24 protein-coding genes are annotated in these 24,278 nt (G+C 64.6%); 12 read left to right on the forward strand and 12 right to left on the reverse strand.

What is annotated here, in order from left to right; translation table 11 throughout:
* Nucleotides 1–81: 81 nt before the first annotated feature.
* Nucleotides 82–630 carry a hypothetical protein gene (locus LK535_RS11290; RefSeq protein WP_227772014.1) on the forward strand — a complete coding sequence of 183 codons (549 nt, stop codon included), beginning with the start codon at nucleotides 82–84 and terminating at the stop codon, nucleotides 628–630.
* 31 nt (nucleotides 631–661) lie between these two features.
* On the opposite strand, the gene LK535_RS16940 is transcribed toward LK535_RS11290, so the two are convergent.
* The 5 genes from LK535_RS16940 to LK535_RS11315 are packed head-to-tail and all read right to left on the reverse strand — an operon-like array spanning nucleotide 662 to nucleotide 4,990.
* A complete protein-coding gene (locus LK535_RS16940) occupies nucleotides 662–2,089 on the reverse strand; it encodes an SGNH/GDSL hydrolase family protein (protein WP_227772015.1) in 1,428 nt (475 codons plus the stop codon).
* On the reverse strand, nucleotides 2,086–2,514 hold the full coding sequence (locus LK535_RS11300) for a hypothetical protein (protein WP_227772016.1): 429 nt from the start codon (nucleotides 2,512–2,514) through the stop codon (nucleotides 2,086–2,088). Before LK535_RS11300 ends, LK535_RS16940 begins: the two co-directional genes overlap by 4 nt.
* 60 nt (nucleotides 2,515–2,574) lie before the next feature.
* Nucleotides 2,575–3,747: a glycosyltransferase gene (locus LK535_RS11305; RefSeq protein WP_227772017.1), complete on the reverse strand. Its 1,173-nt coding sequence runs from the start codon at nucleotides 3,745–3,747 to the stop codon at nucleotides 2,575–2,577.
* Nucleotides 3,744–4,697: a glycosyltransferase family 2 protein gene (locus tag LK535_RS11310; protein WP_227772018.1), complete on the reverse strand. Its 954-nt coding sequence runs from the start codon at nucleotides 4,695–4,697 to the stop codon at nucleotides 3,744–3,746. Before LK535_RS11310 ends, LK535_RS11305 begins: the two co-directional genes overlap by 4 nt.
* Entirely contained in the window at nucleotides 4,694–4,990 is a 297-nt protein-coding gene (locus tag LK535_RS11315; protein WP_227772019.1) for a hypothetical protein, read from the reverse strand. The genes LK535_RS11310 and LK535_RS11315 overlap by 4 nt, the downstream gene beginning before the upstream one ends.
* Nucleotides 4,991–5,409: 419 nt before the next feature.
* Here LK535_RS11315 and LK535_RS11320 point away from each other — a divergent pair, with 419 nt between their 5' ends.
* Nucleotides 5,410–6,873 (forward strand): hypothetical protein, encoded by a 1,464-nt coding sequence (locus tag LK535_RS11320; RefSeq protein WP_227772020.1) that lies wholly within the window; start codon nucleotides 5,410–5,412, stop codon nucleotides 6,871–6,873.
* Here LK535_RS11320 and LK535_RS11325 read toward each other — a convergent pair.
* The 3 genes from LK535_RS11325 to LK535_RS11335 form a co-directional block, all read right to left on the reverse strand.
* Nucleotides 6,870–7,751, reverse strand: coding sequence for a glycosyltransferase family 4 protein (locus LK535_RS11325; protein WP_227772021.1), 882 nt, complete (start codon nucleotides 7,749–7,751; stop codon nucleotides 6,870–6,872). The genes LK535_RS11320 and LK535_RS11325 overlap by 4 nt on opposite strands.
* 121 nt (nucleotides 7,752–7,872) lie before the next feature.
* Nucleotides 7,873–9,174: a lipopolysaccharide biosynthesis protein gene (locus tag LK535_RS11330; RefSeq protein WP_227772022.1), complete on the reverse strand. Its 1,302-nt coding sequence runs from the start codon at nucleotides 9,172–9,174 to the stop codon at nucleotides 7,873–7,875.
* Between the two features lie 185 nt (nucleotides 9,175–9,359).
* Complete coding sequence (locus LK535_RS11335; RefSeq protein WP_227772023.1) at nucleotides 9,360–10,325, reverse strand: alpha/beta fold hydrolase; 966 nt, start codon at nucleotides 10,323–10,325, stop codon at nucleotides 9,360–9,362.
* Nucleotides 10,326–10,404: 79 nt separating this feature from the next.
* Here LK535_RS11335 and LK535_RS11340 point away from each other — a divergent pair, with 79 nt between their 5' ends.
* A complete protein-coding gene (locus tag LK535_RS11340; protein ID WP_227772024.1) occupies nucleotides 10,405–11,088 on the forward strand; it encodes a DUF2490 domain-containing protein in 684 nt (227 codons plus the stop codon).
* Nucleotides 11,089–11,378: 290 nt separating this feature from the next.
* Here the strand turns inward: LK535_RS11340 and ctaD are convergent, their stop codons facing one another.
* Nucleotides 11,379–13,061, reverse strand: coding sequence for a cytochrome c oxidase subunit I (gene ctaD, locus LK535_RS11345; RefSeq protein ID WP_227772025.1), 1,683 nt, complete (start codon nucleotides 13,059–13,061; stop codon nucleotides 11,379–11,381).
* A gap of 2 nt (nucleotides 13,062–13,063) precedes the next feature.
* A complete protein-coding gene (coxB, locus tag LK535_RS11350) occupies nucleotides 13,064–14,224 on the reverse strand; it encodes a cytochrome c oxidase subunit II (RefSeq protein ID WP_227772026.1) in 1,161 nt (386 codons plus the stop codon).
* 193 nt (nucleotides 14,225–14,417) lie between these two features.
* On the opposite strand from coxB, the gene pyrE reads away from it, so the two are divergent.
* From pyrE to maiA, 6 genes are read left to right on the forward strand one after another with little or no spacing between them, the layout of a single operon-like run.
* Entirely contained in the window at nucleotides 14,418–15,002 is a 585-nt protein-coding gene (gene pyrE, locus LK535_RS11355; protein ID WP_227772027.1) for an orotate phosphoribosyltransferase, read from the forward strand.
* Nucleotides 15,003–15,033: 31 nt separating this feature from the next.
* Nucleotides 15,034–15,762, forward strand: a complete 729-nt coding sequence (locus LK535_RS11360; protein ID WP_227772028.1) for a pyridoxine 5'-phosphate synthase — start codon at nucleotides 15,034–15,036, stop codon at nucleotides 15,760–15,762.
* Nucleotides 15,759–16,163 (forward strand): holo-ACP synthase, encoded by a 405-nt coding sequence (acpS, locus tag LK535_RS11365; RefSeq protein ID WP_227772029.1) that lies wholly within the window; start codon nucleotides 15,759–15,761, stop codon nucleotides 16,161–16,163. The genes LK535_RS11360 and acpS overlap by 4 nt, the downstream gene beginning before the upstream one ends.
* An 11-nt stretch (nucleotides 16,164–16,174) precedes the next feature.
* A complete protein-coding gene (gene lepB, locus LK535_RS11370; RefSeq protein ID WP_415837125.1) occupies nucleotides 16,175–17,122 on the forward strand; it encodes a signal peptidase I in 948 nt (315 codons plus the stop codon).
* Entirely contained in the window at nucleotides 17,119–18,192 is a 1,074-nt protein-coding gene (locus tag LK535_RS11375) for an AI-2E family transporter (RefSeq protein ID WP_227772030.1), read from the forward strand. The genes lepB and LK535_RS11375 overlap by 4 nt, the downstream gene beginning before the upstream one ends.
* Nucleotides 18,189–18,818 carry a maleylacetoacetate isomerase gene (maiA, locus tag LK535_RS11380; protein WP_227772031.1) on the forward strand — a complete coding sequence of 210 codons (630 nt, stop codon included), beginning with the start codon at nucleotides 18,189–18,191 and terminating at the stop codon, nucleotides 18,816–18,818. The genes LK535_RS11375 and maiA overlap by 4 nt, the downstream gene beginning before the upstream one ends.
* Here maiA and LK535_RS11385 read toward each other — a convergent pair.
* Complete coding sequence (locus LK535_RS11385; protein WP_227772032.1) at nucleotides 18,805–19,875, reverse strand: glycosyltransferase; 1,071 nt, start codon at nucleotides 19,873–19,875, stop codon at nucleotides 18,805–18,807. The two genes, maiA and LK535_RS11385, sit on opposite strands and share 14 nt — an antisense overlap.
* Before the next feature lie 104 nt (nucleotides 19,876–19,979).
* On the opposite strand from LK535_RS11385, the gene LK535_RS11390 reads away from it, so the two are divergent.
* Genes LK535_RS11390 through LK535_RS11400 form a run of 3 tightly spaced genes read left to right on the forward strand, consistent with a single transcriptional unit; the run spans nucleotide 19,980 to nucleotide 22,616 of the window.
* Nucleotides 19,980–20,927: a hypothetical protein gene (locus tag LK535_RS11390; protein ID WP_227772033.1), complete on the forward strand. Its 948-nt coding sequence runs from the start codon at nucleotides 19,980–19,982 to the stop codon at nucleotides 20,925–20,927.
* Nucleotides 20,897–21,436, forward strand: coding sequence for a DUF2141 domain-containing protein (locus tag LK535_RS11395; RefSeq protein WP_415837126.1), 540 nt, complete (start codon nucleotides 20,897–20,899; stop codon nucleotides 21,434–21,436). The genes LK535_RS11390 and LK535_RS11395 overlap by 31 nt, the downstream gene beginning before the upstream one ends.
* Before the next feature lies 1 nt (nucleotide 21,437).
* The gene (locus LK535_RS11400; RefSeq protein ID WP_227772034.1) at nucleotides 21,438–22,616 is read left to right on the forward strand and encodes a glycosyltransferase; all 1,179 of its coding nucleotides are present in this window, start codon (nucleotides 21,438–21,440) and stop codon (nucleotides 22,614–22,616) included.
* 19 nt (nucleotides 22,617–22,635) lie between these two features.
* On the opposite strand, the gene LK535_RS11405 is transcribed toward LK535_RS11400, so the two are convergent.
* A complete protein-coding gene (locus LK535_RS11405) occupies nucleotides 22,636–24,078 on the reverse strand; it encodes a DUF2029 domain-containing protein (RefSeq protein WP_227772035.1) in 1,443 nt (480 codons plus the stop codon).
* Nucleotides 24,079–24,278: the final 200 nt, after the last annotated feature.

The raw sequence follows: 24,278 nt of genomic DNA on the forward strand, positions 1-24,278 counted from the left end.
CAGGAAGGCAACACTTTCCTGTCCGCCTTGTCCGCTTTCGCGACACTCTCTATCGCTCAAACCACTTCAGGGAGACAATAAATGGCGCAGTTCCATCGGCTGGCAACAAGCGCACTCATGGTTGCACTGATCGGTGCAGGTGGTGTGGCGGACGCGCAGGCGCAAACGCAGGACGGGGCGGGTTCGCGCGTCCTCCGATCCTTCTCGCAATGCCGCGCGATCACAGCAGCCGAACAGCGCCTCGCCTGCTTCGACAAAGCGGCAGCGGCGCTGGAGCAGGCCGTTCAGGCCAAGGAGGTGCGCATTCTCGACAAGGAGGACGTGCGGCGCACGAAGCGGTCACTCTTCGGCTTCACCCTGCCCCGCGTCGGCCTGTTCGACGACAATGACGATGAGGAAAAGAAAGAGGAGTTCAGCGAGATCAACACCACGGTCGCCTCTGCCCGGCAGGTGCAGAACGGGCGAGTCGAAATCCGGCTGAACGGAGAAAACGAGGCGGTCTGGCAAACCACCGAGGCGATGACCTTCCCGCCCAAGCCGGGCGACAAGATTCGGATTCGTCGGGGCGCCATCGGCAGCTATTTCATCACGATTGGGGGACGGAGCGTCCGCGGCATGCGCGTGCGCTGAGCCACCCGGCCGAGCGCACGCGTGCGCTCCGCTAGGCGGCGGCGGTCAGCGCCGGCAGGACGGCGGATCGGATCGCCTGCTCGATCCGCTGCGCGTAATAGTCGAACCCGATTTCGGGCGGATGGACGTTGTCCGCCGCGACATAGAAGCTGGCGTTGGCCGTCCCACCAGGCACTCCGGTGCCATTGTTCCAAGGTCCCAGCACCCAGGGTGGTAACGCCCCGCAGATCGGTACGAAGAAGGTAAGCGGATCGCCATGCTGGGCGACAGCAGCAGCAATGGCCGCCTCCGTCGCCGGAGCGCCGGGCAGGTTGATCGACGGCACTCCGACGACAACGACCGGGGCCGCGGTGCCGGCGCGGATCGCCTTCAAGGTCGCGGCAACTGCCGCCTGGACAGCGGATGGCGTGTAACCGACGTCATTGGTCGACCCCATCAGCAAGATCACGTCCGGCGCCAGCGACAGCACCCGGGGGACTCGCTCACCAAAGGTCAGGAGGCCGGTGGCGGACGGATTGCAATATCCGGTCCCGCCGACGGAGAGATTCCATGTGTCGCGCCAGCCAAGCCGCTTGGCGAGCAGCTGCGCGACCGATCCCCCAGCCAGCCAGGGGCCGTAGCTGGATCCGGCATTGTAGCTGTCCCCGATAACGACCATCCGCGGGGCGCCAGCGCCAGCCGCACTCACGATCGCGGATGCGGGCGCCTGGACACCGCCGAAATAGGAGGCGCTCTTCCCGGTTTCCACCTCATAGTGCCGCAGGCGCCGCCCAGTGCTGGCGGTCCAGTCGATCACCATCCACTGATCCTGCCCCGCCGCCACATGGCTGCCTGGCATCAGATAGCGGCCGTCGACCAGCACCCGGATTTGCGCGGAACCCGCAGGCAGGAAGAGCGCGACCTTTTCGCCGTCGCATGCGAAGGATACGGAAGCGCCGGCGCACGTCGGCATTCCTGCGTTCGCCTCAAAGCTGGTGAGCGACCAGAAATTGCCCCGTAGCGGGGATGCTGCCGCCCCGCGCACGACATAAGCTTTGGGGTGGCCGGCGGGCGTCCAAGCGACGCCAATCGCCGGATTGCTGGTAACGACCGACACGATTGGCGCGCCATCGGCAGGATCGGGGGCACGCGCGCCGCCCAAGTACGCCCAATAGAGCGAAGTGCCGCCATCCGCGAGATATTGGCCGCTGCTGGTGTTTACGGGGCCGGGGCCGACGGATGGCGAGACGCCGCCGACGCCGCACATGTACCAGCTGCCGCCATGCGTCACGACCTGGCCCACCGCGTAAGCCGAGTTCGGCGCATAGGCCGGCGCGGGGAGCCAAGAGCGCAGAACCGCCGGATTTCGTCCAACCGCTGCCTCTGCCGCCCGTAAGAGGCGACCGTGCCGTGTGGATGTACCGACCGCATCTCGTGCCCGGGCAGCCATGCCGCGTGCCAGGATATCCCGCCCGCTCACTGCGCCACCCGATAGGTCAGCGTTCCCGCAACCAGCGTCACGGACAGATAAAAGGTGGCACCGACCTCGCTCTCGTCAGCCACCGCCTCATTGGCGTTAGCGGTGAATCTCCCCCATCTGGCCCCCGCGGCTGTCAGCGGCAGGGCAGTCGCGCCACCGTCGACCGAACGAAGTAGCTCGACGGCGCCGGACCAATCCCCCGACAGCGTGAGCCAGATCGGCCGGTCCAGCTCTGGCGTGAAGGGGCCTGCCAGGCCGCTAGCCATCATCGTACCCGCTAGCGGGGTGGAGGCAGCGGGCCTCCGTACGGGCCGCACCGGCAAGGGATTATCGTCGTGAACCGCCACTGCCGGGGCATCCACTGCCCCGAATGCAACCGCATATTGCGGCACAAACCCCGCGGGGACTTCCACTTCCGCCATCATTACCACTCCTGTTGTTCCCGATACGTTCTACAGGAGGGAGCGAGATGTAGGACAGGCCCTTCAGCCGATCTCGCGCTCGATCAGCAAGCGGAGGCTGTCTGCCGCACGTTGGATGTGGAAACGGTCAACGAAACAGGCGCGCGCGTTGCGGCGCATGGCCAGTCGCTGTTCGGGACAACAATCGGCAAAGTGCGTCAACAATTCACGCGTCCCACCTAGCGTGTCAGCGGCGACGAGGCCCGCGCCGTCAGCCACCACCTCGCGCCAGATCGCCACCTGATCACTGACGAGCACCGGCGTGCCGGCTGCCAGCGCTTCGGCCAGCGCGATACCGAAGTTCTCCTGGTGCGAGGGGAGCACAAAGGCGCTGGCGGCGCGCAATGCGCCTGCCTTGGCCGAACCTGAAAGCATGCCGGGAAAATGGACGCGGGCCCCTAACCCCGCCTGTTGCGCGGCGGTTCGGAGCCCAGCGACCAAGCCGACCTCGTCGGGACCCGCGATCACCAGATCTAACGCAGGCTCGCGATCGGCGATGCTGCCGAAAGCATGAACCAGCAAGTCGCAGCCCTTTTTCGGGTGAATTCGACCGAGGAAGAGAAGGAACGGCCGGTCGCCCAGTGCGGGCAGCAACCGACGAAAGGCTACAACGTCAGCCGCGCTGTCCCCGCTCAGATCAGCCGTGCCATAATTTACGACGCCGCCGCGAAGGCGGTAGGGGCGAAACGCGCCTTCGGCCCGCACGCGTTCCTCCTCACTAGTGAACAGCACGGCGCGCGCGCCTTGTAGCAGGGGCCCCTCTGCCCACCACCAACTCGCCTGCTTGCCGAGATGTTTGAGCGGTGCCTCGCGACGAAACCATGGATCCAGCATGCCGTGCGGAAACACGAAATAGGGTGTCGCACCGCCAGCCAGCGCGATCCGGGCGCCACGCGCGGCATAACGCCACAGGCCGGAGACGATCACCGCATCGTACCGCGCTGCATGCTCGCGCAGCCAAGGCACCATCGCCGGCGAGTAGCGGTAGCGGCTGAGCAGTCCTCGTCCACGCGGGGCCCCCAAACCGATGATGGTGCCGGGGTAATCGGGCAGGTAGCACTCCTCCGGCGGATCAAGGGTCAGCATGTCCTGACAATGCCCTTGGCTGGCCCAGATCTCACCAATTCTGCGCGCGCCCTCGATCGGGCCGCCGGTCCGTGGATCGGCGCTGGTGATGATGCGCAGGATGCGAGTCATGCCGCTGGAGCGATCGGCAGTCCACTAAGCGTAGCCAGGCGCGCGAGACGCTCGTCCCGGGTTCGGCAGGCCGCCAGCTCGCTCTCCCACTCGGCAACCTTGGCGGCCACAAGGAAGCGGTACCAGAAGCCTTGGAGCAAATGGTAGATCAGACCAGCACGACCGTCGAGAAAACCACCCTGGCCGATGTAGCGGTACAGGAAGTATCCGATTGGACCCGCCCATAGTGGCAGGCGTTGGAACACCTTGTTCTTCAACACCCGCTTGCGTTTTGCCTGGCCCGTCAGCGCGATCGGCGCTTCATCGAACAGCGCGTGGCGTGCGGCCAGCACTTCGATCGCCTCACGCGTGGCGTAGCCGTTGTGCTTGGCCGTGAAAAAGGTGAGATCACCGCGATTGGCGTCGACAAAACCGCCCGCCATCCTGATCGTTCTGCCGCGATCCACCACGACATGCTCGTCCATCCAGCGGCTTTCGACCCGCCCCGCTCCCGTTCGCCAGATGCGTAGCAGCCACAGCGGATAACGCCCGCCATGCCGGATCCAACGCCCCATGAAGAGGTGCTTGCGGTTCAGCATGATGCCGGTGACGTCACGATCCAGGCCCGGCAGGGTCCGGATGATGGCGAGCGCCAGATCGTCCTCGATGAGTTCATCGGCATCCAGCCGGAGCGTCCAAGCCGTTGCGATGCCGCCGTGCCCCAGCGCCCACTGCATCTGCGCGGCATGGCTGGTGAATGGGTGTTGAAGGACGCGCGCGCCCGCCTCGCGCGCCAGCGCTACCGTGTCGTCGGTCGAGAAGCTGTCGACTACCAGCACCTCACGCGCGATGTCCTGCACGCTGGCAATGGCACGGCCGATATGATGGGCCTCGTTGAACGTCAGGATGACGACGGTGAGATCCGGTTTGCCATGCGCCCGCCACCTTTCCGGAGAGCCATTGGCGATCATTCCGGCGCCTCGAAGCGGATGCGCCTGCTGCGTATAACCGACGCCGGGTTGCCGCCATAAACTGTCCAGGGCGCCAGATCCCGCATCGCACAGCCACGCGCGCCCAGAACCGCGCCGGCACCGACCGTCACGCCTGGTCCGACGAAAGCCTCCGCAGCGACCCAAGCGCGAGCCCCGATCGTGATGGGTCGGGCATGAAGCTGGAATGCGGCATCTTCGATGTCGTGGGTGCCAGCGCACAGATGGGCCCGTTGCGAAATCACGGCATAAGCGCCGATCGTGATGCGAGCCATGGAATAGACGATCGCCCCCGACCGATCGCGGCATGATCATCAAGCACGAGGTTGGCCGGCGACCAGATCCGGGCGCTGCCATATACATTTGCCGTTGTCGCAACACGCGCGCCGAACAGGCGCAGCAGCAGCCGGCGCCACGCCCGCAGCTGTGGCGGGCTCCAGCGCCCGAGAAGCAACCACGTCGCGCCCCAGGCAAGACGGTATAGGCGGTTTCCCAGCGAAAAACTGGCTCCCCCTTCCCACGCGCGCGTGGTTCGCCCGTCAAGCGGCTGCAACATCGCACACTGGCATTGCTTATTCCCCCAGTTCGCAAGGTTAAGCGATCCGGTGGATACCCGCAACGCAGTGTATCGACGCTTCGGCATTGTGCCGGTACGTCATTGTGGGGGAAACAGGGGGGAGGCGCACGTTCGCCGATGAGATCGCTTGGCTGGCCTTATTCCATTATCCTCTTGCTTCTGGCTGTTGCGCAGCTGTTGCTGGGCGCCAGCTTCTGGATTCTCGCGGTTCTCCTGATGATTTCCGCCGCCGCGCTCGTCCCGCTTACCCGATCGAGCTGGCGCATATCCGACGGCCTCTATGCGATCATGACCGTTTACTTCGGCTCGGGCGCACTTGTCGTGAAAACATTGGCTGGCCAGCCTGTTCACACCAACCTGCATGTGCCGGATTCTTCCGCCGGATATCTCCTCCTCGGTTTCTGTTCGATCAGCATCGGCTACGGGGTCAGCCACGCCGTTCGCAGGCCAGCGCGCATAGCGGAGCAGTTGCGAGCGGTGACCAGCCATTCGCCCAATCTCGTCCGTTTCGCCGTACCGATCTTCCTGGCGGGGGCATTGTTCTTGTTCCTGCAGACCCAGTTCCGGCCGATTGCGGCGGACGGAGGGTTCGAGCCGGGTGGCTTCGGCGGGTTTGGCACCTTTTACCCGCTGCTTCTGCTCGGTGCCGCGATGCAGGCGGCGCTTGTCGTGCTGCAGCCCCGTCAATACCGGCACCGTGCTGTGCTCGCGGGGATGGCCGTCGTCGTTCTGGCCCTTACGTTCGCCGACAATACGAAGCGGACCTTGTTCGACTTCCTGTTGATCATCGGCCTCGTCTTCATCGTGCATGGTGCGCGGCCCCGCTGGCGCTGGGTCCTTCCGATGATGGGGAGTGCAATTCTGCTACTCGCGCTGGTCATGCCTGCGATCCAGATCGTGCGCACCATGGCCGACGTGCGCAGTACCGGGAGAATCACCGCCACCTGGCAGGTCATCCGCAACGCCGGCTTCGACCCGCTGCGCCTCGCCGCAGAGGCCGAACGGATCGCCCTGGGTCATCAATTGAGCTGGCGCGAAAGCTATATCTTCCCACTGGCTTGGAATACCGAGCGGTTCACCATGATTCAGCCGGTCGACCTTGTCGCGCGCGGGCTCGATGAACATGGAACGATGGGCGCCGCGGACTTGTGGCGTGACCCGCTGGAAACCCTGCTGCCGGGATTCCTTCTGGACAAGTCTCTAGCCAATGCGCCTGATCGCATCGCCTGGCACTATGGCTTTCGCGCGAGCGGCTCCATCGCGCGTCCGGTGGTGGGCCTGATCGCGAGCAGCCTTGCAGCGTTCGGCCTTTTGGGCGTGCTGCTGCTGCCGATGCTCGTCACGGCCCTGACCTTTGTGGTGCTGGATCTTTTGGGCGGGCGGCTCACCGGGAATGTGTGGGGCGCATTCCTGCTCTCTGCGACCACGTTCCTTGCGGAGAAGGAGGTCAGCACCACGCTGTCCTTCTTCTGCCGGAGCTTCCCTTTCCTGCTGCTGATCGCGGCATCGTTGCTGTTGATGGGCCGTGTGCGGCGCGTTCGTCCGATGCGGGTGATCCCCATCAACGGCATGCCGCTCTAGAGCAATGCCTCCAGGTTCTTCGTAAAGGCAGCGCCGGAATATCGCTGCTCCACCTTCCGGCGGCCGGTCGCGCCCATCTGCTGAGCCAGCGAGGGATCGTGCAGCAGCCGCTCCAGCGCCCGCGTGAGGGCGGGCACGTCCACCGGGTCCACGGTGATGCCATCAATACCGTCGTCGATGACTTCCCCTGCCCCGCCGAAGCATGATCCCACCACCGGCAGGCCGCGTGCCCAAGCCTCAAGGTAGACGATCCCGAACCCCTCCTTTGACGAAGGCAAGGCGAAGACGTCCGCCCGTGCATAAGCTTCCGCCAATTCGGCTTCATCGACGCTGCCGGGCAAGTTCACCCGCCCACTCACGCCGAGCGCTGTGGCTAGAACTTGCAACTCCCGCCGTAACGGGCCGTCACCGATCACCACCAGACGGGCGTCGGGCAGGGCCGGCAGCGCGCGAACGAGCTTGTCGACATGCTTCTCGCGTTCCCCCGCGCTCAGGCGTGCGACCGCCAGGATCGTATTGCCCGACCCACGCGCCGATTGGCCCGGAAGATCGACGGCGTTGGGGAAGAGAACGAACTTGCCTTCATCCAATGCGAAGGCAGCGGCCATTTTGCCCATCGAAAAGCGGCTGACGATCGCCACCTCGTCCACTGCGTTGCGCAGCAGCGTGCGCTCCCAGCGGCGCACCGGCCGATACGCCGGGTCGCCCCAAACCTCGATGCCATGGGCAAAGAGGATCAATCGCGTTCGAGGGCGCAGCAGCCGGATCAGCGCCGCGAGAGGGAGCAGGTTGATATGCCCGATCAGCACCGTGTCGGCGCGCCAAAGCGCCCGAAACAGGGTTGAGGTGAATTTCCACCGTTTGTCATCTGCACGCATGGCGACCGCGGTTCGTCTTCCCAGAGAGTTCAAGGACGCGATCACCCGCCGGTTGAACCGCTGGATCCCGCCATGTCCGCGTGCCGAAAGCCCGATAAACAGGACGACAGAGCTGGGCGGCTCACCGCGCACGATAGTTTCCAGCCAACAGCGTGATGGGGATCATCGCGGCATGCGCGAGCAGCAATGCCGCTGCGGTACCATTCAGCCCGAACCTTTCGGTGAGCGGGCCAGCAATTGCGACGGTCGCGGCGGCAACGATCAGGAAAATCACCGTGGCGGTGCCGTGGCGATTCACCGCCGCAATGGGCGTGAACAGACTGGACCATATCATCTCTGCGGCCACGCTGCCGACCAGTAACAGGAGAAACGGGTAAGCGGCCGCCACTGCGCCATGGGTCAGCAAAGGCAGCACCACCGGTGCCGCGACCAGAACCGTCACCGCGTAAACGAGAATGATACACAAGGTGACGCCCGCCTGAACGCGCAGGAGCCGCCCTGCGCGCTGGTGGTCACCGCTACCGGCCAGCGCGGCATATTCGGCGGTGACGCTGTTATTGATCATGTTGATCGCGGCCATGCCCATCCGCGTGATCGTGCGGCTGATCGCGAAGGTCACGGTTCCCACCGCCCCCAATGCGCCGCCCACAACCAGCACTGGCGCCTGGATCAAAAGCGCCTGACCGAGCGGCAACAACATATAGGCGATGGCGGGGCGCCACAGCCCCTCCAGGGTTTCCCGATCAGCAGCGCGGACCCCGAGGCGAAGCCAGCCCGACAGACGCCGCAGCCAGCGGTAAGCGCCGAGGAGCGCAAGCAGCCGTGCCCCCACCATAGCCGCAGCCGCGGCCACCAGGCCACCGCCCGCAACAGCGGCGGTTGCGACGGCCACGCCCTCCAACAATCTGGCGCTCGCTGCCCAGATTGCTTCGCTCGCAGGCCGGTTTTCGGACCTGATACCGGCGCATACCAGCAGAAAGAACTGGTACAGAAGGACGTTCACGACCAGCAGCAGCACCGTCCCCCGCGCGGTCGTCGGCGTAACAGCGTCAGCGCCGAGGACATCCGGCACATCGACCGCGATGATGATCAGCGCGCTGAGCCCCAGCAGCAATGGCGCTGCGACACACAGGAGCGCGAAGATGCTGTGGAACACCCGGGTGGCGGCGTCCCGCTGCCCCGCGGACACCGCCATGACCATTGCGTTCTTGGCAACATAGGTGAACCCGAAGTCACTAAACGTCAGGTAGAATGGCACCGCCGACAGCAGCAGCCATGCGCCATATGTTCCAGGCCCCCACGCGTGGAGAAGCAGCGGAACCAGCGCAATCTGAACGACGACGGTGACGATCTGGCCATAAGCCTGCGCCGAAACCGTTCGCCCGAGGCGCAATGTCGTGGCCCGGTCGAGTGACCGGCCCATCAGCCCTCGCCCGGTCGCCACACCGCTTGCTCCCCCCAACGTCCCCGATCGCTAGCTGCGGCGTTTGCGTCGGCGGGGCAAGCGGCTTTGTTGCAAGAGAGTCCGGCGACGACGGCGTGTCGGCGTCGGCTCAGGTGCCGGGGGAGCTATATCCTGCGTCCCGCCCCCGATCTCTTCGGCCCGGATCAGTCCAGGCGCTTCAGCCAATCCACCAGCAAGTTGTTCACTTCCTCCGGGCGTTCTTGCTGCGTCCAATGGCCGCAACCGTCCAGCAGATGGCCTTCCACCAGCGGAACGTGGGGACGCATTACGCCGATCGGATCGGCGATGGCCCCGAACCCGGTGGTAGCGGGGTCCTTCGTTCCACCGATGAACAAGGCGGGCTGCTCGATGCGCCGATCGCGAAAAGACTGCAGCCAGGTAAAATCACGCTCGTGATTGCGGTAGCGGCTGATCGGCCCGAAGAAACCGGACGCTTCGAACTCAGCGACATAATAATCGAGGTCTTCCCCCGTCAGCCATGCGGGGAATGGGTCGGGATCGACCATGTCTTGCAGCAGAGAAGCGCCCGCGGGCTTGGTCGGCCAAGTGCCCGGGGGCGCGTCGCCTGAAATCGCGTAATAGAATTTTCGCAGGAAGTCCCGGACGTCGTGCTCGGCCTCCGCTTCCGCCGGCCCGACTTCCTGAAACCATTCCTGGTAGAAGAAGCGCCCCTTGTTCGTGAAGGCCTGGCGAAACACTTCGGTGAAGGGACGGGAGGGAACGCCGGTATAGGGCACCGACAACGCCGCTACGGCACGAAATTGATCAGGCCGGGTCAGTGCGGAATTCCAGACCTGCGGCGCGCCCCAATCGTGGCCGACGAGAATGGCCGGGGCGTCTGGTTGAAGCGTCTGGGCCACTGCGGTGATATCAGCAACGAGCTGCTCCATCGCATAATCCTCGACGCGATCCGGCTTGTCCGAGCCGCCATAACCGCGCACGTCAATTGCCGCAGCCGTAAAGCCGGCACCGGCGACCGGGGCAAGCTGATGCCGCCAAGAATACCAGCTTTCCGGGAAGCCATGCACCATCAGGACGAGCGGACCGTCACCTTCCACCGCCGTGCGGATGCGGACAGGGCCGGTATCGATCATCCGAGACTCGGGCATGTCTTCTCTCCTCCTACATTTTGTTGCTGCGCTCGCGCGGAGCATGACGGCTCCCCAGCCGGCCGGCTAGGGCATCCTCATGTACCGGCTGCTTTCCGTTTGTCTCCTGTCCTGCACGACAATCGTTGCCCCTGCCACTGCGCAGACGAGTCATGACGAGGCGCTGTGGGTGAATGGAACGGTGATGGGCCGCGTCCAGGGGCCGGTCGTGTTCTTCGCGGAAGTTCAACCCCGTGTAGGCGACGGTGTGTCGCGACTATCGCAATTGCTTCTTCGTCCCGCCGTCGGCGTCGAGCTTTCCAAGCACGTCACGGTTTATCAGGGATACGCCCATGTCATCGATCCGGTGGAGAATGGGCCGGATCGGCGTGAAAACCGCCTGTTCCAGCAAGTGACGTGGAACGTCGGCAAGATCGGGCGACTAGAGGTTCAATCCCGCACTCGGCTGGAGGAGCGCTGGCGTTCCGATGGTAATGGCATGGCACTGCGCGCGCGCCAGATGATGCGTTTCGAGTATCCCTTGGCGCCCGACGCCAGGCGCGTGGCGGCGCTCGCGTCGGTCGAGGGCTTCGTCGGGCTGAAGTCCGCCGATTGGGGCGGCGTGAACGGTTTTGACCAGGTCCGCACGTTCATCGGCGTAGAGGTCCCGCTGGCAGGGGCGTCGACGGTCGAGGCAGGATATCTCAACCAGACGCGCGATGCACCGGGCCGGCGCGTCGACATGGTTCACGCCGCCTCGCTGAGCCTCTTCATTCGTCTGTAACCGAGGCCTCCGGCGAAAGCGCGTCCACGCCGCCTTGCGGCCATCGACCGCCAACCGAAAGGAAGCGCCAGTCGGCTGACGCTGCCTGCGCCGCGGTGAGCGCCGCGCGTTTGTGCTGACCAGGGCCGTTACAGTCCGAGCACCTCATTCCCGATTGCAGCGGCCTTGTTCGCGTGCCCGAGCCAGACAACGTCGGAGCCACAGCCGGGATGGCGCGATCACAAACGCACATAAAGAAAGCGCCCCGGGAGTTACCTCCGCGGGGCGCTGACCTTTGCCTTGTCAGGCGATCAATGGTGCTTGTCGTCCTCGATCACCGGCAGCGTTTCGAACTGGTGATACGGCGGCGGCGACGTCAGCGTCCACTCGAGCGTGGTGGCACCCTCGCCCCACGGATTGTCGGGCGCCTTCTTGCCCGCGGCAAGCGACCAGACGAGATTGATGAAGAAGATCACCATACCCAGCGCCATGATCTCATAGCCGTGGGTCGCGATCTGGTTCCAATAGGCATAGGCGTCCGGATAGTCCGGGTAGCGCCGCGGCATGCCCTGGAGGCCCAGGAAGTGCATCGGGAAGAACAGGATGTTCACGCCGGTGAAGAACACCCAGAAGTGCAGCTGGCCGAGGAACTCGTTGTACATCTTCCCCGACATCTTCGGGAACCAGTAATAGAAGCCGGCGAACAGCGCGAACACGGCACCCAGCGACAGCACGTAGTGGAAGTGCGCCACCACGTAATAGGTGTCGTGCATGTAATCGTCGACGCCCCCGTTGGCGAGCACCACACCCGTCACGCCACCCACGGTGAACATGAAGATGAAGCCGATCGCCCAGGTCATCGGCGTTTTGAAGGTGAGCGAGCCACCCCACATCGTCGCGATCCACGAGAAGATCTTGATGCCCGTCGGCACCGCGATGACCATGGTTGCGGCGGTGAAGTACATCTTGGTGTTCACCGACAAGCCGGTGGCGAACATGTGGTGCGCCCACACGACGAAGCCGACCACGCCGATCGCCACCATGGCATAGGCCATGCCGAGGTAGCCGAAGATCGGCTTGCGGCTGAAGGTGGAGATGATGTGGCTGATGATGCCGAAGCCCGGCAGAATCATGATGTACACTTCGGGGTGACCGAAGAACCAGAACAGGTGCTGGTACAGCACCGGATCACCACCGCCGGCCGGATCGAAGAAGGTCGTGCCGAAGTTACGATCGGTCAGCAGCATGGTGATCGCCGCAGCAAGAACCGGCAGCGACAGAAGCAGCAGGAACGCGGTGACGAGCACCGACCAGGCAAACAGCGGCATCTTGTGCAGCGTCATGCCCGGTGCGCGCATGTTGAAGATGGTGGTGATGAAGTTGATCGCGCCAAGGATCGACGACGCACCTGAAAGGTGAAGCGACAGGATCGCCATATCGACCGATGGACCCGGCTCACCATAAGTGGAGAGCGGCGCATAGACCGTCCATCCGGTACCCGCACCCGATCCAAAGAACGGTGAGCCGAGCAGCAGCAGGAACGACGGCACCAACAGCCAGAAGCTGATGTTGTTCATGCGCGGGAAGGCCATGTCCGGCGCGCCGATCATCAGCGGCACGAACCAGTTGCCGAACCCGCCGATCATCGCCGGCATCACCATGAAGAACACCATGATGAGACCGTGAGCGGTGATCATCACGTTCCACAGGTGAAGCGATTCATCGAACGTGCCCGGGCCGTGCAGCATGGCGAGCCATGTCGGCAGATACTGAATGCCGGGGTCACGCAGCTCGACACGCATCAGGCCCGAGATCGCGCCGCCGATGATGCCGGCGAAAATCGCGAAGATCAGGTAGAGGGTGCCGATGTCCTTGTGGTTCGTGGACATGAACCAGCGCTGGAAGAACGCGGGCTTGTGATCCGCGTCATGATGGTGGTGCGCGTGGTCGTCGTGCGCCTGGAAGGCGGACGGGTGAAGTGCGGTATCGGTCATGATCAGCGTCCCGAGTCGCCGGTGCCGCCCGGATTACCGGTGGCGCCCTGCGGGGAGGTGGCGGGTTCGACGGTCGCGTTTTCGGTCGGACCGGTCAGGTTGTCCGCAGCTGCTGCATCAGCGGCAGCACCTGCGGAGTTATCGGCACCAGGCTGCGGGATCGCGGCTGCCGACGATTGAGCCGTGCCAGGCATGGAGCCGCCCTTTGAACGGATCCAAGCCGCAAACTGTGCGGGCGAAACCGCCTCAACGGCGATCGGCATGTACGCATGGCGCGCACCGCACAGTTCCGAGCACTGGCCATAATAGATGCCCGGCTTCTCGATGGTGAAGCTGGTCTCGTTCAAACGGCCGGGGACCGCGTCGAGCTTGATCCAGAAAGCGGGGATCGCCCAGCTGTGGATCACGTCATTCGCGGTGGTGATGAGACGGATCGGCACGCCGACCGGCAGCACGACGCGATTGTCTGTGGCGAGCAGGCGGGGGCCATCTGCGTCGGTCCGGAAGCGCTCACCAGCGGCAACCTCGTTCTGCTCCTTCAACATGTTGGCCGTGATTTCGAGGCCGCCATGATCCGGATACTGATAGCTCCAGTACCACTGGTTGCCGATCGCCTTCAGCGTGACGGCGTTGGCCGGTGCAGGCTTGAACTGCGCGGAAAGCAGGCCAATCGACGGCACGGCGATGGCGACCAGGATCAGCACCGGCGCGAGCGTCCAAACGACCTCGATGGCCGTGTTGTGGCTCGTCTTCGACGGGATCGGGTTAGCGGCCTGACGATAGCGGATCACCACCCATACCAGCAGCGCCAGTACGAGGAGACAGATCACCACGATCAGCGGCAACAGGATGTTGTTGTGGAACCCCATCGCCCGCTGGCCATTCTTGGTGACCTGCGGCTGGATCGACATGAGTCGATCAGTGGGCTGACCAATGACGGGATTTGCCGTCAGCGGTGCGCCGTTAGCCTGCGCCGATCCCGGTGCAGCGGGAGCCGAATCCGGCGCCCGTTCCCCGACATTGACCGAATTGCCGATCGCTGCTGCTTCGGCAGGAGCGCTTGCAACATCGCCCCCCGTCGCCGCTGGCTGGGCTGCGGCGGGCGCGAGCCCGGCCAGCGCGAGCCCAGCGGCCAGCATCCATCCCTTGAACGCGCTTCTCATCCGTGCGGTAACCTTGCCTCTCCAGTGCGGAGCCCGCACACCCCCTGCGCAGACCCTTTGGACACTGCCGCCTATACGGAGGGGTTCCGCGCGCCTCAAGCACGCATGTTGCTTTATTTACGCCAGTCACTGACCCTCCGTTGCATGGTCGCGGCGTCGTTCGTATTTCGGGAGGCGGACGAAAGGGCGATTAGTGACCAACGACGAGGTTCTGGCGGAATTCCGAGCGGCAGATGCGCTGCTCGAGGGGCACTTCATCCTGTCGTCGGGGTTGCGATCATCGCGCTACCTGCAATGCGCCCGCGTGCTGATGGACCCGCAGCGCGGCGCGCGGCTCGCCGCAGCACTGGCCGCCCGGATTCCCGAGGAGCTGCGCTCTCGTATTTCTGCCGTTGTGTCGCCCGCCATGGGGGGCGTGATTGCTGGGCATGAGATGGCGCGCGCCCTTGGTGTCGAGGCGATGTTCGTGGAGCGGCCAACGGGCACCTTCGAGCTGAGGCGCGGGTTCCGCCTGGAGCAAGGCCAGGAAGTTCTGATGATGGAGGATGTCGTCACGACCGGCCTTTCGTCTCGCGAGGCGATCAAGGCCATCGAAGCGGCTGGCGGCCGGGTGATTGCCGGCGCCGCCCTGGTGGATCGGTCGAATGGCAGTGCCGACATCGGCGTCCCGTTCTTTCCGCTTATCCGCCTTGATGTGCCCACCTATGAGGCGGACTCGCTCCCTCCGGAGCTCGCCGCCATTCCGGCGATCAAGCCGGGTAGCCGGTCGGCGGCGTGATCACAGCCGGGCCCCGGCGGAGGGAGGGTAGATGAGCGGACATTTGCGCCTGGGCGTCAACATCGACCATGTCGCCACCGTTCGGAATGCCCGTGGCGGCACTTATCCCGATCCTGTCCGTGCGGCTCAGCTGGCGGCCGAGGCTGGCGCGGATGGCATTACGGCGCATCTGCGTGAAGATCGCCGCCATATCACCGACGAAGATATCGCGAAGCTTTCCGAAACGCTGACCATCCCGCTCAACCTGGAAATGGCCGCGACCGAAGAGATGCTGCAGATCGCGCTTCGGCATCGCCCCCATGCAGCGTGCATCGTTCCGGAAAAGCGAGAGGAGCGCACGACCGAGGGCGGCATTGATGCGGCCGGCCAGTTTGAGCGACTTCGGCCGATGGTGGCTGCGCTTGGTGAGGCCGGCACGCGCGTATCGCTGTTCATCGAGCCGGACGCGCGCCAGATCGATGCCGCGCTGCGGCTGGGCGCGCCGGTGGTCGAGCTGCACACCGGCCGCTATTGCGAGCTCGACGGCGGCGGGCGCGCAGAGGAGTTGCGGCGAATCACCGAAGCCGCGGCGCTGGCAGCGAAGAACGGCATCGAAGTTCATGCCGGCCATGGCCTCACCTTCGACAATGTGGCGCCGATCGCGGCGATCCCGCAGGTCGTTGAGCTGAACATCGGCCATTTCCTGATCGGCGAGGCGATTTTCATCGGACTGGCCGAAAGCATTCGCCGGATGCGCGCGGCGATGGATGCGGCACGATGATCGTCGGTCTTGGCTCGGATCTGTGCAACATCGAGCGGATCCAGGCATCGCTCGATCGCTTCGGCGCCAGGTTCGAGAACCGTGTCTTCACCGACGTCGAACGCGCCAAAGCCCAGCGCCGCCCGTTCACGATCGCGGGCACCTACGCCAAGCGCTTCGCGGCCAAGGAAGCCTTTTCCAAGGCGGTCGGTACCGGGTTTCGCCGCGGCGTTTTCATGAAGGACATCGGCGTCGTGAACGCCCCCTCCGGAGCGCCAACGCTTGCGCTATCCGGGGGCGCCAAGGCGGCTCTTGACGCCATGATTCCCGCGGGCCACCGCCCGCGTATCCATTTGACGTTGACCGACGATCATCCCTGGGCGCAGGCCTTTGTGATCATCGAGGCCATCCCGGACGAGTGAACCTCAGAGACGTGAACGATCTGGCCGAGAAACTGCCGTTGACGGGCGAGCCCCCGGCTGACGAAGCGCCCAAACAGAGGGGCGAGCGTCGCTTCGACTGGTGGGGCGAGGCAAAAGGCCTGTTCTGGCTGATCCTGGCCGTGCTGGGCTTCCACAGCTTCATCGCCAAGCCTTTCTACATTCCCAGCGAATCCATGCTGCCTGGCCTGGAGGTCGGCGACCGGCTGGTTGTCTCCAAATATGCCTATGGATGGTCGTTCGTCTCGCCAACGATCCCCAATCCGGCCGCCATGTTCAAGGGCGCGGTCCTGCACCAGCCGGTTGAGAGCTGGTCCTTTCAGTTGCCGGCGTGGCGCGGGCGAGTTTGGGGCGCGATGCCGAAGCGTGGCGATGTCGTGATCGTCACGCCGCCCGGGCAGACCAGCGACTATATCAAACGCGTGATCGGCCTTCCCGGCGACACCCTGGAGGTGCGGGCCGGAACGGTGATCCTGAACGGAAAGCCGGTGTTACGAGGGCCCACCCACTACAAGGACCTGCCGGTGGATCTCAACGCCACCTGCGATCCGTGGCAATATCCCGAAGCCAAGATCACGCGCGCGGACGGTGTCACTGTCTGTCGCCTGCCGATCGTGACGGAAACCCTGCCGAACGGGCGCCGTTTCGACACGGTCGAGTTAGGCACCAGCCCGGGCGACTATTATGGGCCGGTCCAGATCCCAGAGCATCACGTGTTCCTTATGGGAGACAATCGCGATCGGTCCGCTGACAGCCGTTTCGCGTTGGGCGGCAGTGAGAAGGGCCTCGGTGGGCCGGTGCCATGGGAGAATATCGGTGGGCGCGCCGAATTCATCACCTTCTCTGTCGACGGATCCGCAACCATCAACCCCCTCTCGTGGTTTGGATCGCTGCGGAGCGGCCGCGCCGGCATCTCGCTTCACCCGGAGGAAACACGTTGAGCGAAGCGGGCGTAAGGGTCGTCGAGGGAGCCAGCCCGCATGAAGTTCGCGATCCAGCCACCCGGCGTGAGATAAAACGCGCCGCGGTGTGGCTCGGCATGGCTTCAGCGATCGCGCTGGTCGTGCTGCTTGTCCAGCCGTTGCTGATCATCTTCGCCGGCCTCGTATTTGCTTCGATGCTCGACGGTGGAGTGCGCCTGCTTGGCCGGGTGCTGCCGATCGGGCGAGGATGGCGGCTGCTGATCGTCTGTCTTCTCACCGTGGTGTTTCTCGTCGGCACGTTCGTGCTCACCGGCGTTCAGGTGGCGGAGCAGGTCAATCAGCTGCGCACCACCCTGGAATCGCAGGCAGTGCGGCTGACCAGCTGGCTGACCAGCCATGGTCTGATGCCAGGTGCCTCCGACATCAGCGGCATCGCGCGTCAGGCGATGAGTTCGGTTGGTCGGCTCACGTCCTGGGTGGGCACCGCCGTGGGCGCACTGACCACCATGTTCATGATCCTGGTGATCGGCCTCTTCATCGCCATGGACCCGCGTGCCTATGAGCGCGGTCTGCAATGGATGATCCCCGAGGAGAAGCGCGCGGAATTCGCGATCATCACCGAGCGCATGGGCCACACGCTGCGCCGGCTGCTGTTCGGCCGAATCATCGGCATGGTGGCAGAGGGCGTGCTTACCTGGTTCGCGCTGATGATCGGCGGGGTTCCGATGGCGCTGATCCTGGGAATCCTGACCGGCATCCTTGCCTTTATCCCGAATATCGGCGCCTTCATTTCCGGCGCGCTGATGATCGCCGTCGGCTTCTCCGCCGGGGTCGACACCGGTATCTGGGCGATCGGCACCTATGTGATCGTGCAGACCTTCGACGGTTATGTTCTGATCCCTATGGTTGCGAAGCGCACCGTTGACATGCCGCCGGCGCTGACACTCGGCGCGCAGATCCTCGCCAGCGCGCTATTCGGCATCCTCGGCCTCGCGCTGGCCGATCCGATGACTGCCATGATCAAGACGGCCATGGAGCGTCGGAGCGAAACCGTGGAAGACGAACGCGACGAGGAAGCGCGCGCATGAAGATCGTACTGCACGATTATTGGCGCTCGTCGGCATCCTATCGTGTGCGCATCTGCCTGAACCTGAAGGGTGTGCCCTACGATTCAGTGCCGGTGAACCTGCTGGCAGGTGATCAGACCAGTGACGCCAATCGTGCGATCAATCCGCAAGGCTTTGTGCCGACGCTGGTCGTGGATGGTCGCCCTCTCACCCAAAGCCTTGCTATCGTAGACTGGCTGGACGCGAACTTCCCTGAGCCGCCCATGGTGGACAAGGATCCGTTCGTGCGATCCGGACAGCTCGCCCGAGCGCTGGCGGTGGCGGCAGACATTCACCCGCTGAACAACCTTCGCGTGCTGAAACGTCTCGAATCCCAATTCGGGGCGGATCAGGCAGCGCGTGATGAATGGTACCGCCACTGGGTGGTGGAAGGCTTGGCGGCGCTGGAGCAAATGGCGGGCGGCGGCCCCTTTCTTGGCGGCGATTCGCCCGACATCGCCGATGTGTGCCTTGTGCCGCAGCTTGCCAATGCCCGGCGGTTCGCGGTTCCACTAGACGCCTTTCCAAGGCTTTGCGCAGCAGAAGCAGCAAGCCTCGCAATGCCTGCGGTTCAGGCAGCAGCCCCCGAGCGGGTCAAGCCCGCGTAAGGCTGTCGAATAGTTTCAGGTAGCGCTTCGCTGAATCCGTCCCCGGTGGCGAAACGGGCTGGGGCCGGACAACGTCGCCGAGCCAGTGGTTTAGCGCGGCAACCAATGCTGCAGCATCGTCGCGCGGCACGATGGTGCCCAGCGAAGGCGACGGAATGATCTCCGCGACCGCTGGGGAGCAATCGGTTGCCACCACGGGCGTGCCGACGGACAGCGCTTCACTGAGGACGCCGGGCACGCCCTCGAACTCCGAGGGCAAGGCGACCATTGTGGCACGAGACATGGCACCGATCGGATCCGCCACGTGCCCCGGCAGAAACAGCTCTATACCGCATGCTTTCGCCTGGGCTTCCAGTGCCGCGCGGCATTCGCCCTCTCCCAAGAGGACCAGCGCGACCCGCTCCCTCAATCGGGGAATGGCATTGATCAGGCGGTCCCAGCGCTTCTGGGGTACGAGCCGGCCCACGCCCAGTATGTAACGGGGAGGAAGGCCCGGCACCGGCGCGCACGCGAGAGGCTGCGCTGGAGGATTAGGGATCACCGCAATCTGTTTGACGTCGAGTCGCATTGTCCGGGCGAGTTGCGCGGCGCTTGCGTCCGACATCGCTACCACCCCATCAAGGAAGCGCGGGTGCTGGCGCAGCCATGTGGCGTGAACGAGGGTCATCAGCTTCCCGAAATCTGGCCGATCCACCGCGTTGGAGATCTTCCCGACGATCGGTGGACAAGACCTGCCCAGACGCCAGCGCGTCCATGCAGCGACCCCGGTATAATGGCTGCCAGGGCAGAATGTGACGTCAGGCTGGACGGCCTTCGCGTAGCGGGGCAGCGCCCGTAACGCGGCATAGTCATCGGCGCCGAGAGAGATCACCTCGACACCCGCAGGCAGCTCACGGCGCAACGGGCCCGTCGCATCACCAATCACCAGCGTAACGCGGCGGCCCAGCCCGTGCCACTCACCGGCAAGGCGCAGCAGCGCACGTTCCACGCCGCCGCCGCGCAGCGTTTGGGCGTAACCAAGAATGTGTCGCGCGCCGCTCATCTTGTTTGGACGCACCCTACAGCCCAGATTGCGGTCGAAAAGAAACCACATTCGGGCGCCATTCGCCCAAACCGCCCGCGAGATGATATGCGGGACGCGTGCAAAGGAAGCCCGAGGTCTTGAGCGCAAAAGCCGACAGCGTGCCTGCGGGCGTGATCGATGCCGATTTGCCGGACATCGCGGCGTTGCAGCCGGCGGAAACCCTGCGTCGCCGCTGGCCCGCCATCGTGGGCGCGGTGCTCAGCCTCGCCATGTTGGTGATGCTGGGTCGCGAATTGCTGGACACCGGGCTTGCGGGTCTCAGCCGTGCGGCGCCCGATTCGCCCTGGTTCTATGTCGCCTTCTTCGGCCTGTACATGGCGGCGCCGACGGGTGACTTCATCATCTTTCGTCGCCTCTGGGGGATACCTTGGGCGGGCTTTGCGGCGCTCCACAAGAAGCGAATCGCGAACGATGTGGTGCTCGGATACTCAGGCGAAGCGTATTTCTACGCCTGGGCGCGCGCGAGGGCGAACCTCGTTGCCGCACCTTTTGGCGCGGTGAAGGACGTCTCGCTCCTCTCCGCGATCGCCGGCAATGGCGCCACCATCCTGCTTTGTGCGCTGGCGCTACCGGTCGGCTATCAGCTGATGCCACCAGGCGTGCTGAACGCGGTGGCGGGTTCGGCGGTGATTACCCTTGCCATCAGCCTGTTGCTGATCCTGTTTTCGAAGCGGGTCTTCTCGCTGCCGCGCCGTCAGCTTTGGCAGGTGTTCTGGATTCATTGTGCCCGCATCGCGGCCAGCTCGCTCCTTCTGGCACTGGCCTGGCACTTCGCCATGCCGGAGGTCTCCCTTTGGATGTGGCTGTTCCTTTCGGCCGCACGGCTGCTCGTTTCGCGCTTGCCGCTCGTACCGAACAAGGACCTGCTGTTCGCCAGCTTCGCGATCCTGCTGATTGGCCAGGGAGAGGCGCTCAGCGAGATGATCGCCTTTGTGGCCGCCCTTACCCTGGTGGTGCACATCGCCCTGGTGCTGGCGTTTGCGGTGGGAGCCGGTTGGACCGGGCTTCGGCTTTGGCGGCGCTGAAGTCAGTTCCTTTGCTTCTCGGCCTGCTTGCCCCGGCGGCGGCCCAGGCGCGCGTGCTTGGCAGCGACGCGGAAGCCTGTATTCAGCGTGACCAGCCGGCCATCGAAGTGGCGGTGCAGGGCCTGAAGGACCGGACAGGCAATCTGAAGCTGGAACTGTATCCGGCAACGGAAGCTGACTTCCTGAGGGATGATCGAGACCTGTTGGCCGAGGGCAAGTTCTTCCACCGTGTTCAAACCACGAGCCCGCAGGCGGGCCCAGTCACCCTGTGCATCAAGGCGCCCGCGCCGGGCCGGTACGCGCTGTTCGTGACCCATGATCGGGACAATAAGAACAAGTTCAATGTGTGGACGGATGGCGCCGGCATCCCGTCCAACCAGCGGATTGGCCGATCAAAGCCGACACTGGCACAAGCCGTCGTCAATGTTCCGCGCGGCGTGGCACGAGTCACCGTCCGTGTTCAGTATCTCCGCGGATTGATCCCCAGCTTTGGTCCGGTCACCGACTGACATGCGCGTCGTCGACGTCAACGAATTCTACTCGCCAACAGGCGGCGGCGTCAGGACCTATATCGACCGCAAGATCGGCATCATGAACGAACTCGGGCACGAGCTGATCCTGATCGCGCCGGGGCCGGAGGAACGAATCGAGGATCGGCCCGGGGGTGGGCTGATCCACTTTGTCCGATCCCCGAAATTGCCGTTCGATCCCAATTACGGCCTCTTCTGGGATCGCGCCGCGGTGACGCGGCTGCTGGACCAATATGATCCCGATGTGGTGGAGTGTTCGTCGCCCTGGCGGCCCGCCTGGTTTGTGGGCCAGTGGCAGGGCCGCGCGCTGAAATCCTTCTTCATGCACAACGACAATATGGCCGCTTACGCCCAGCGCTGGTTCGAAGGGGTCGCGAGCCATGACCGCATCGAGCGGGCGTTTGGCTGGTACACCCGCTATATGGCGCGCTTCCTCAACCTGTACGATCGGGTGGTCACTAATGGGCCGGCTCTAGCCAAGCGCCTGCAAGCGCGAGGGCTGCGGATCGACGCTGCCATGCCGCTCGGCATCGACCGCGGGCACTTCTCACCCGGCTTGCGCGATGGCGCGCTGCGGCGTGCATTGTTGCGGCAATGTGGCCTGGACGAAAGCGGGCTGCTGCTCCTGGGTCTCGGACGCCATCATCCGGAGAAGCGCTGGCCCATGGTGATCGACGCTGTTGAGCGCGCCGGCGCCACCTTTCCCGTGGGGCTCATCCTGCTCGGGCAGGGGGTGGATACCGAGCGGATGCAGCGGCGCATTGCCGGCAGCCCGCATATCCGCCTGTTCCGCCCGGTTTACGACCGCGAGCGGCTGGCGCGCATCATGGCCAGTTGTGATGCGCTGATCCACGGATCGGAAGCCGAGCCGTTTGGGCTCGTTGCATCGGAGGCGATGGCGTCCGGGTTGCCGCTGATCGTGCCCGATTCCGGCGGATGCGCCGAAGTGGCGGAGCCGCTGTGTGCCGAACTGTACCGGGCCCGCGATGCGGTGGCGTGCGCCGATGCCATTGCCCGGATGCGTGCCCGCAATCCCCGCCTGCTGCGCCAGGCGGCCACGGCCGCAGCCGGCCGGGTGCGAACGGACCGGGAGCATACCGTGGAGCTTATGGCCTATTATGAAGCGGCGCTGGCCGCCAGGCGGAGCAAAGCGGCCTAAATCGGCGCAGCGCTGGCCACTATCTTCGACGGTAGATCGTCATCGTCTCGCGGCCCAGTGGCCGATGAGCAGCAACGACATAGCCGCGCGCCATCGCGGCCGTCACGATGGCGCGAATTTCGGGCCGTTCCCCAATGGAGAGCGGGCGCATCACGATCACCTGCGGCGCCAGGGCGAGAATGCGGCGAACCTCCGCTTCCTGATCGACGCCGATCGCGCCCTGCTCCCGCGTGCGATACAGATGGCTGGGGAAGAGATATCGCGTCACACGGCACCGCGGAACAGCAGCGTAGATCTTGGGCGTGCCCGAATAGACCCACAGGCAACCCGGGCCATCGCCGATCGCATGAACGAGGCCTTCGAACTGAGCGGGGCCGCCCCGGCCGAGCCGGTCGGCGACAATGGTGACCGTGCCGATCAATGCGGCCAGCCCCAGGGCGACCATTCGCCCGCGCTGACGAGCGCCGAGGAACCCGGCTGCGCAGACCGCACCGGGCACAATGGCCGGCAAGGCATAATGATCGAACCAGCCGCCGAAGACGACGATTCCCGCAATTGCGACGCTGAGCCAGCACAAGAGGAAGCGCTGCGCACCTGGCGCCACCTCGCCCTGTGGCTGACCGGCCCCCTGCCCTCCCGCACCGTGGCGTACCGAATCGACCGCCATCACCAGCAACGGCAGCAGAAGCGCGGCGACCTTCAAGAAATTGCCCACTCGCTCGAGCGCAGGATCGGTTCGCCGGGCAGAAATCGACCGGAAGTTCGCGAAGGTGAAGGCGTCCAGATGACCGATCGCCGCATAATAGCCCGCAGCGGCAATGGTCGGCAGGAGCGCGAGCGTCGCGAGCCCCACGCCTGGTACCGCGACCCGGCCGATCGGACGGCCCGCGCGCCAATCCCGCGCCATGATCCAGATGCCGAAGAACAGGCCCTCGAACAGCGCCGAATATTTCACCTGTAACGCCAAACCGACCAGCAGCATGGCCGCACCATCGCGCCAGCCGCTACGCGCCCGGTTACCGATGATCAGCAGCGCCGCACCGGCCATCAGCGGATTGTAGAAGACCGGTGACTGCCCCCCCTGTCCGCTCGCCAGGTTGAGCCACAGGATGTAGGCGACGCCGCTCAGCGTGGCGCCCCGTGCCCAACCACCGGCCTCGGCCAGACGGGCGATGATCCATGCCGTGATCACCACCGCGACAAGCGCCAGTGCCTGATAGGCGATGATGCCCCAGCCGAACGGCAGGGCGGCGGGGAGAAGATAGATCAGGAACAGCCCGGGCGGCTTGCGGTCCCATATATCGACATAGGGCAAGGCGCCGGCCCACATGTCGCGAGCGACGGTGAAGTAGAAATCCTCATCGACATGGACGATCGGATTGGCGAACGTCACTGCCCGTGCGGCGATCGCCACAGCCAGCAATAGCAACAGCCGGTGGCGATCAAGGGTGCCCAGGTTCATTGCCGGCACGCCTAAACACCCGCCTGTGGCGTGTCACCGCTCGCCGGCAGGTAAACCGCCCGACCGTCCGGCAAACACGGCAGGATCATTTGCGCGAACAGTTTAGCCCGAAGTGGCCGATTGAAGTCTTTCGATCCGCGACAGGACGCATTATATATTCGTCGTTTGAAGCAACAGGAGAATTGACCATCCGTCCGCCC

This window comes from Sphingomonas sp. IC4-52, assembly GCF_020707225.1.
Taxonomy (GTDB): domain Bacteria; phylum Pseudomonadota; class Alphaproteobacteria; order Sphingomonadales; family Sphingomonadaceae; genus Sphingomonas.